The organism is Cupriavidus taiwanensis (assembly GCF_900250075.1).
Taxonomy (GTDB): Bacteria; Pseudomonadota; Gammaproteobacteria; order Burkholderiales; family Burkholderiaceae; genus Cupriavidus; species Cupriavidus taiwanensis_C.
On record NZ_LT977070.1, the window covers coordinates 3,481,283 to 3,488,748 of the forward strand.

The 7,466-nt window shown below is 66.9% G+C and carries 8 protein-coding genes; 1 reads left to right on the forward strand and 7 read right to left on the reverse strand.

Annotated features, from left to right (window positions below):
* Positions 1-4: 4 nt before the first annotated feature.
* The 5 genes from rplC to CBM2588_RS16350 all read right to left on the reverse strand — a co-directional run bounded on the left by rplC (position 5) and on the right by CBM2588_RS16350 (position 4,844).
* Positions 5-655: a 50S ribosomal protein L3 gene (rplC, locus tag CBM2588_RS16330; protein ID WP_010812397.1), complete on the reverse strand. Its 651-nt coding sequence runs from the start codon at positions 653-655 to the stop codon at positions 5-7.
* A gap of 301 nt (positions 656-956) precedes the next feature.
* The gene (locus CBM2588_RS16335; protein WP_115681331.1) at positions 957-1,457 is read right to left on the reverse strand and encodes a flavin reductase family protein; all 501 of its coding nucleotides are present in this window, start codon (positions 1,455-1,457) and stop codon (positions 957-959) included.
* 1 nt (position 1,458) lies between these two features.
* The gene (locus tag CBM2588_RS16340) at positions 1,459-2,700 is read right to left on the reverse strand and encodes a styrene monooxygenase/indole monooxygenase family protein (RefSeq protein ID WP_115681332.1); all 1,242 of its coding nucleotides are present in this window, start codon (positions 2,698-2,700) and stop codon (positions 1,459-1,461) included.
* 35 nt (positions 2,701-2,735) lie between these two features.
* Complete coding sequence (locus tag CBM2588_RS16345; protein ID WP_115681333.1) at positions 2,736-3,524, reverse strand: SDR family oxidoreductase; 789 nt, start codon at positions 3,522-3,524, stop codon at positions 2,736-2,738.
* Positions 3,525-3,614: 90 nt separating this feature from the next.
* Positions 3,615-4,844 (reverse strand): dienelactone hydrolase family protein, encoded by a 1,230-nt coding sequence (locus CBM2588_RS16350; RefSeq protein WP_115681334.1) that lies wholly within the window; start codon positions 4,842-4,844, stop codon positions 3,615-3,617.
* A gap of 281 nt (positions 4,845-5,125) precedes the next feature.
* Here CBM2588_RS16350 and CBM2588_RS16355 point away from each other — a divergent pair, with 281 nt between their 5' ends.
* Complete coding sequence (locus CBM2588_RS16355; RefSeq protein ID WP_115681335.1) at positions 5,126-6,139, forward strand: AraC family transcriptional regulator; 1,014 nt, start codon at positions 5,126-5,128, stop codon at positions 6,137-6,139.
* A 102-nt stretch (positions 6,140-6,241) separates the two neighbouring features.
* On the opposite strand, the gene rpsJ is transcribed toward CBM2588_RS16355, so the two are convergent.
* Both rpsJ and CBM2588_RS16365 read right to left on the reverse strand, forming a co-directional pair.
* On the reverse strand, positions 6,242-6,550 hold the full coding sequence (gene rpsJ / locus CBM2588_RS16360; RefSeq protein WP_006160488.1) for a 30S ribosomal protein S10: 309 nt from the start codon (positions 6,548-6,550) through the stop codon (positions 6,242-6,244).
* A 77-nt stretch (positions 6,551-6,627) separates the two neighbouring features.
* The coding region (locus CBM2588_RS16365; RefSeq protein WP_115681513.1) for an elongation factor Tu at positions 6,628-7,466 on the reverse strand (839 nt) is incomplete at its 5' end.

Sequence of the window (7,466 nt, forward strand, 5' to 3'; positions counted from 1 at the left end):
CTCCTTAAGCTTTGGCTTTGGCCTTGACGGCCGGGGTAACGATGACCTTGCCGTTCTTGGAGCCGGGAATGGCGCCCTTGACCAGCAGCAGCTTGCGCTCTGCGTCGATCTTGGCGATCTCCAGGTTCTGCACGGTGCGGGTGACATCGCCCAGGTGACCGGTCATGCGCTTGCCCGGGAACACGCGGCCCGGATCCTGCGCCATACCGATCGAGCCCGGCACGTTGTGCGAGCGCGAGTTACCGTGGGTGGCACGGCCGGAGGCGAAGTGGTAGCGCTTGATGGTACCGGCGTAGCCCTTACCGATGGTCACGCCCTGCACGTCGATCTTCTGACCGACTTCGAACAGGTCGACCGACAGCGAACCGCCAGCTTGCAGTTCGGCAGCCTTGGCTGCGTCGATACGGAATTCGCGGATGATTTCGCCGGCTTCCACGCCGGCTTTGGCGAGGTGACCCGCCAGCGGCTTGGTGACGCGGCTTGCGCGTCGTGCGCCGAAGGTGACTTGAACCGCGGTGTAACCGTCGGTCTCGTCCGTCTTGATTTGCGTCACGCGGTTGTCGCCGACCTCGACCACGGTCACGGGAATCGCTTCACCGTCGTCCGTGAAAATACGGGTCATGCCAACCTTGCGACCTACAAGGCCAAGGCTCATGGTTTGCTCCATTCCCAGCTGCGATTGGCCGGGGCTGATTGATACACGAAAACTGTGCTTGCGCTTGTGCGCGGATGGACTTGCGCTAAACAAGACTGCGCGCGACCAAAATGGCCAGCCCACTACCCGATGGGTAGCCTTACACTATATCGCAGCAGTTTGGAAAGGGCAATATGAATTGCGGATTTCCCTGCAATGTTGTAGGCAGGGATCGCGCAGCAGTGACGCTTGCGCTGCCTGGCTGTGGTGTCGGGACGACGGGCCGCTATCGGAGCGGCCCATCAGGCACAGCAAAAAGCGTTTAGGCCGCGATGCGAACGAATTCGCCGCCATAGAAAACCAGCGGCTCGCCCTCCCCTGCCGTGAACGCTTCGACGGCGCCGACGATCAGCAAGTGGTCGCCCACCGGATCGGCCCGCTCGACCCGGCATGACAGCGTCGCCAGCGCCTGGTCCAGGTAAGGCACGCCGTGCGGGCAACGACGATGGCCAACGCCGGCGAACTTGTCGGGCGACGGCGTGGCAAAGCGGCGCGCCAGTTCGCCGTGGCCGGCGCTCAGGATGCTGACGCCGAACGGCGCGCCCGGTGCGAACAGGCCCGCATTGGGCGAATGCCTGGCCAGGCTCCAGAGGATCAATGGCGGCGCCAGCGACAGCGACGCGAACGAGTTGACGGTGATGCCGACCGGCCGCCGCTGCGGCGTGCAGGCACCGATAACCGCCACGCCGGTCGCGTAGCGCCCGCAAACCCGGCGCAGTTCGCGCGGATCGAGCGCGGGGGCGGCATGGCTTGAGGCGTCCATGTCAGGCGGCCTGCGGCAGGTGATGATCGATCAGCTGATGGCACGCCTGCGGGTCCATCCACCACGGGAAGTAGTCCGGCGGATTATCGAAGCCGTTGGCGATGCGAGCCGCCAGCGCCGGCGATTGCCCCGCGGCTCCCAGCAGCGCCAGGATGTGCGGCGGCGGCGGTGTCAGCAGCGAGTTGGTCCAAGCCACCACATCTCCGGCGTATTGCCAGTAACTGGCGAAGGTCTGCGCCATCCAGTCACCGTCGAACGGCCGCTCGCCATGGGCGAGGATGGCGTCGAGGTAGACCTTGCAGCATTTGGCGGCATTGTTGGAGCCTTGGCCGGTAATCGGATCGTTGACCACCACGGCATCGGCCATGCCGAATACCAGCCGGCCCGACGGCAGCGTCAGCACCGGCTTGCGCACCGTCGGCGCGAAGCGGCCCGACAGGATGCCGTTGTCGTCGGTCAGCGCCACCCGCTCGCAGCGCTCGGCTTCCCATGGCGCATAGGTGCGCAGTATGCGCAGGCTTTCCGCGAGGTGCTGTTCGGGCGTGCGGGCCTCGGCCCAGCGATCCATCGGGCCGCCCGGAATGCCCTCGAACACCATGATCTCGCACGGCCCCGACAACGTCAGCGCGGGAAAGACGAAGTACTCGCCCACGCCCGGAATCAGGTTGAAGCAAACCCGCGAGAACGGCTCGCGCGGCAGCATGCCGGTGACGTAGGTCAGCGCCAGCGCGCGCTGGGGCCGCTCGAACGGGCTGCGCGACGCATCGCGTTCGAAGCGGCTGACGATCTCGCCCTTGCCGGCAGCCAGCAGCACCAGGTCATGCTCGCGCGCCAGTTCTTCGAGCTCGTCGACGCCGACATCGACGATGCGCAGGTCGCCGCGGCGCGCAACAAAGGCCTCCATCCATGCCGGCATCTTCAGGCGCTGGTCCACCGCCTGCGCCGGCCGGTCCAGGGGTGCGGCCCAGTCGATGACCTTGGCGCCGGGCAGCTCGGGATGCGGCACGGCCAGGCCGATGCCCTGCACCGGCGGGCACGTGTCGTCCCACCAGTTCAGGCCCAGCTCGCGCTCGGTCTGCAGCGCGCGGTCGAACATGCACTGGCTGGACATGACCTTGCCGGCGCGAACCTGTTCCGGCGTGCGGTTGGACAGCAACGTGACGCGGTAGCCGTGGGCTTGCAGCCCGAGGGCCATTTGCAGGCCCGACTGGCCCGCTCCGACGATGGCGATGCGCTGGCGCATGACGTGGTCTCCTGAAGGATCGTTGTGGGGCGTTTTCAGCCGGCCAGCTTGCCGATGGCAGGCAAGTTCTGCTCCGGACCCATGGCGGAGTAGCCACCGTCGACGGCATAGTCCGCGCCGGTGACGAAGCTCGCGTGATCGGAGCAGAGGAAGAGCACCACCTGCGCTACCTCGTCCGGCTCGCCGACGCGCCCGAGCAGGTGGAACGGCGCGGCCACCGCATCGGTTCGGGCACGGTTGCCGCTGCTGACCTGGTCCATCAGCCGGCACCAGGTCCAGCCGGGCGATACCGAGTTCACGCGGATGCGGTCCGGCGCCAGATCCATCGCCATGCTGCGCGTCAGCTGCGCGATGGCCGCCTTCGACACCGGATAGAGCCAGCGCCCGGTCTGCGCCACACTGGCCGAGATGCTGGTGAAATTGACGATGGCGCCGCCGCCGCGCGCGCGCATCAGCGGATGCACCGCCTGCGCCAGCATCACCCCGGAGACCACGTTGACATCGAGCGCCGCCAGCCAGTCGGCGCGATTCGAGCGCAAGCCATCGTCGAGATAGGTGCAGGCGAGGTTGACCAGGAAATCGACGCCTCCGAAGTGCCGGGCGACCTGGCCGACCGCATCGCGGACCTGCTCGTCCCGCGTGATGTCCGCCGCGATGAAGAGCGCGTCCTTGCCCAGTTCCGCGGCAACGCGCTCGCCATTGGCGGCGTCGATATCGAAGATCGCCACGCGCGCGCCGGCCTCGACGAAGGCCCGTGCCACTCCCGCGCCGATCAGCGTGGCGCCGCCGGTGACGATGGCCACCTTGTCCTGCAATCCCTTCATGGTTGTCTCCCTGTTGGTCTCCGGCTCGGTCACCGTTGTCCGGTACGGGGCTGGCCTGTGCGGGCCCGCTCCCGTTCAGTGCCGCCTGGCTTACTTGCCTTCGCTCTGCTGCCAGCGCGCCATCAGCGTGTTGGATGGCAGGGTTTCATCCAGCAGCTTGCGCGCGGTTTCCACGCCCGCCACCGGCAAACCCGCCGGGTCCAGCTTGCCGATCTGCACCAGCACGCTGGCCTGGTCCCAGTAGATGTGCTCGTGGTAGAGCTTGTCGCCGCGGAACTTGACGATGGCGATCAGCGGGATCTCCACGCGCTTGCCGGTGGGCGGCACGCCGGGCAGCATCCAGTCGATCTCGCTGGTGTGGGTGAAGCAGAACAGCAGCTCGTCGACGATCTGGCTGGCACCGACCGTGCGCGACAGCGGGATCAGCGTCGTGTCCGGCGGATTGCTGTGCACGAAGTGGTGCTGGTAGAAGCGGCGCAGCTGCGCGTGGCCGACACCGCCGGTCATGGTCGGGATATGGTTCACATAAGGCTGCGCCACCATCGTCGCCATGGTTGCATCGACATCGCGGGTGGCGAATTCATACTCGCAGTGCTTGTCCCACAGTGCCGAGAAGTCGTAGTGCGGCCCCATCTCGCGGCGCAGCGCGGCGATCGAGCGCTGGTGCGCCATCAGCGCCGAGGGCTTGTCGAAATGCTCGCCGCCGGCGCGCGCAAAGGCATGGTCGACGCCGGCATAGACGTACACCTCGATGTGGTCCCGGCCGGCCAGCGCCTCGCGGATCGCCGCCTGCGCCTGTGGCGGGCAGAAGCCGTCCTGCTCTGCGATATGCAGCACCAGGCGGCCACGCACGTTGGCGGCCTCTCCCAGCGCGTGCTCGATACCCACGCCGTAGTAGGACACCGCGCAGGCCACATCGGGCAGCCGGCAGGCCGCCAGGTAGGCCAGCTTGCCGCCCAGGCAGAAGCCCAGCACGCCGGCCTGGCCGACGCATTCGGGCCGCGCGCGCAACGTCTCCAGCGCCGCGCCCACATCCTTCACGCCCTGCGCTTCGTCGAACTGCTGATAGAGGCCGAGCGCGCGCTGGAAGTCGTCGCCGCGGTCGGTCAGCTCGATGCCCGGTGCGATGCGCCAGAACAGGTCGGGCACCAGCACCGTATAGCCTTCTTCGGCGTAGTAATCGGCCACCTGGCGCATGGTGGCATTGACGCCGAAGATTTCCTGGCACAGCACGATGCCGGGGCCCTTGCCGGCCGCCGGTGTGGCGAGATAGCCGCTGAAACTGCCTTCGGGGGTCTGGATCTGGATGGTCTGGCCCATGGCCTGCGCTCCTTGTCGTTCTCTGTTGGCTGACAGCTGGTGGAGGGTCGCGCTGCCGTGCTGGATCCCATGATGGTGGCTCCGCACCGCAGCAAACTAGCCGCTGGCTGCAGCGGCTATCCGATTAGTGCAGGAAAGTTCGGCTTCGGTCAACGCAACGCCAGAGGCGAGCGGGTCGATCCGCTATAGTGGTTGCGTGGACCATGCGGAGCGCATGGCGCCCCGGCCCCCGCTGCCGTGGACGCCAGCCAGCGCCGCGGCCACGCCAGAGGAGCGAGACCATGTTGCAGCTGCCCCCGACTGCCCGCGCGCCGGCGCCGCTGGCCCACGCCCTGCTGCACGATGCCGGGCGGCAGGTGTTCGCCTCGACCGACCTCGGCCAGACGCGTGCGGCGGTTGGCCGGGTCTTCAAGCCACACCGGCTCGATATCCGCGGAACCAGCCTGTCGGCGCGCATGCATCACGCCCCGCTGGGCGCGGTGTCGCTGAACCGGCTCGCCTACGGCGCCGATGTCACCATCGACCCGGGGCCGCTCGGAGACTTCCTGCTGGTGCAGATGCCGCTCAGCGGCCAGGCGGAGATCCGTTGCGGCGCGCAGCAGATCGTGTCGACGCCCGACTGCGCTTCGGTGGTGACACCCAGCGATCCGCTGCTGATGCGCTGGAGCGCGGACAACGACCAGCTCATCGTGCGTGTCGAGCGCAGCGCGCTGGAGCGCGTGTGCGCCGCCTATCTCGGGCATCGCCCGGACCCGCCGCTGCGCTTCCAGCTCGGCATGGCCTGGCGCAGCGCCGGCTGGTATCCATTGATGGAGTATCTGGCGCAGATGCTGTCGATGGCGCCCGAAGCGGCCCGCCATCCGCTCACGGCATGCCAGCTCGAGCAACTGGTGATCGGCGCGCTGCTGACGCTGCAGCCGCACAGCCTGTCGGAGGCGCTGCAGCGGCATGGCAAGCCGCTGGCGCCGCGCCACGTGAAAGTGGTCGAGGAGTATATCCACGCGCATGCCGCCGCCGCGCTGACGCCAGCACTGCTGGCCGAAATCGCGGGGGTCAGCCTGCGCAGCCTGTATGCGGGCTTCCGCGAGCATCGCGGGCTGAGCCCGATGGCCTACCTGCGCACGGTCCGGCTCGACCGGGTACGGCACGACCTGCTCAACGACGCGGCGCTGTCGTCGGTGACCGGCGCCGCGCTGCGCTGGGGCTTTACCCACCTGGGACGCTTCAGCGCCGAATACCGGCGCGCGTTCGGCGAGTGCCCGGCCGAGACGCTGCGCCGGCGCGGCAGCGTGTAAGTGCCTGTGTGGCGCCGCCGCGCGGCGCGCCACCAAACAAAAACGGCGAACCGAGGTTCGCCGTTTTGCTGCAGCAGGCTGCGCAAGCAGCCCGAAGCATGATTACACCTTGATCTCGACGTCCACGCCTGCCGGCAGGTCGAGCTTCATCAGCGCGTCAACCGTCTTGTCGGTCGGGTCGACGATGTCCATCAGGCGCTGGTGGGTGCGGATCTCGAACTGATCGCGGCTGGTCTTGTTGACGTGCGGCGAACGCAGGATGTCGAAGCGCTGGATGCGGGTCGGCAGGGGCACCGGGCCCTTGACGATCGCGCCGGTACGCTTGGCGGTATCCACGATTTCGGCAGCCGACTGGTCGATCAGGCGATAGTCGAAAGCCTTCAGGCGGATACGGATCTTCTGGTTCTGCATGATATTTCCTTAAAAGAGCGATTGGGCAAGCTGCCCGTTGAATGGGGACATGCCCGCGGGCATGTCCCAGGAAGTGCTTAGTCGAGGATCTTTGCCACGACGCCGGCGCCGACGGTACGGCCACCTTCGCGGATAGCGAAGCGCAGGCCTTCTTCCATGGCGATCGGGGCGATCAGCTTGACGGTGATCGACACGTTGTCACCCGGCATGACCATTTCCTTGTCCTTCGGCAGCTCGATCGAGCCGGTCACGTCGGTGGTACGGAAGTAGAACTGCGGGCGATAGTTGTTGAAGAACGGGGTGTGACGGCCGCCTTCGTCCTTCGACAGGATGTACACCTCGCCGGTGAAGTGGGTGTGCGGCTTGATCGAACCCGGCTTGCACAGCACCTGGCCGCGCTCGACGTCTTCACGCTTGGTGCCGCGCAGCAGCAGACCGACGTTGTCGCCAGCCTGGCCCTGGTCCAGCAGCTTGCGGAACATTTCCACGCCGGTGCAGGTGGTCTTCACGGTCGGCTTGATACCGACGATTTCGATTTCCTCGCCGACCTTGATCACGCCGCGCTCGATACGGCCGGTCACCACGGTGCCGCGACCCGAGATCGAGAACACGTCTTCCACCGGCATCAGGAAGGTACCGTCAACGGCACGCTCCGGCGTCGGGATGTAGGTGTCCAGCGCGTCGGCCAGGCGCATGATGGCTTCTTCGCCCAGGTCGCCCTTGTCGCCTTCCAGCGCCAGCTTGGCCGAACCCTTGATGATCGGGGTGTCGTCGCCGGGGAATTCGTACTTCGACAGCAGCTCGCGAACTTCCATCTCGACCAGCTCGAGCAGTTCGGCGTCGTCCACCATGTCGCACTTGTTCAGGAACACGATGATGTACGGCACGCCAACCTGACGGGCCAGCAGGATGTGCT